Origin of the sequence: Mesorhizobium sp. M7A.F.Ca.MR.176.00.0.0, assembly GCF_004023165.1 — a bacterium.
In the GTDB taxonomy this organism is placed as follows: Bacteria; Pseudomonadota; Alphaproteobacteria; order Rhizobiales; family Rhizobiaceae; genus Mesorhizobium.
Genome location: NZ_RZTC01000302.1, coordinates 1 through 818 on the forward strand (window position 1 = coordinate 1; position 818 = coordinate 818).

Annotated in this window: 1 protein-coding gene; it reads right to left on the minus strand. The window is 67.5% G+C overall.

The window, feature by feature from the left end; genetic code table 11:
• Positions 1-748 (minus strand): copper resistance protein CopC (locus tag EOB59_RS34985; protein ID WP_245486897.1); only part of this gene is annotated, 748 nt, incomplete at its 3' end.
• Between the last annotated feature and the right edge of the window lie 70 nt (positions 749-818).

Genomic DNA, 818 nt, shown 5'->3' on the forward strand with positions numbered 1-818 from the left:
GTTGGGGGGTGGCGCGGGGACCGGCCAGCGACAGCAGGCCAAGGCCCAGCGCGATCAGCGCGACCAGCACTGTCCAGCCGAAACTGGTGTCGAGCCCGGTCCGCCAGACGACCGATTGTGCCAGATGGGAGAGCGGCGCCCCCAATGCGTCCAGACCTTGCAAGCCGAGCGACAGGCACGACGCGACCAGCCCGCTCAGGATTGCAGCTGCAACGAAGCGCTGCCCGGCACGGCCACTTCCGGCCAGCCAGGCAAGCGCGAAGGCGCCGCCAACGCCGAGGAAAAGGCCGACGTAGAGAAAGATTTTGCCCGTCCAGATAGCCGACCGCAACGGCCAGTCGACGGCTTCGGATACGGCGGGCGGCTCGCTGGGCGCGCCGATGGAAAACAGCAGCGATCCGCCGACGGGATGACCGTCTGCGGAGATGACGCGCCAGCTCAAGACATGCGTGCCGGACTTGAGTGGCTGCGGATTGTCGATCTCGACGGTCTGGTCGCTGAGCCGGAATGACGTTAGCGGAACCGGCTTGCCGTCGGGCTTCACCAGCGTCAGCACCAGAGGCGAGACCGGCTCGCTGAAGGTCAGCGAGAACTGCGCCGGCCCCTGTGCCAGCACCGCGCCGTCGGCCGGGTCGGTCTTGATCAGCGCGGCATGGGCAAAGGCCTGATCCGACACGGCAAGGCTGGCAAGAAACACGATCACGGCCAACAGGCCGGCGGCAAGCCGGCCGGCGCGTTGGCCGGTCATTGAAGCCGTTTGCAGGAAGGAGGTCGTGCCCATGTCACCGCCACGAAAAGGAGGCGGGCGCGCTCGAAAG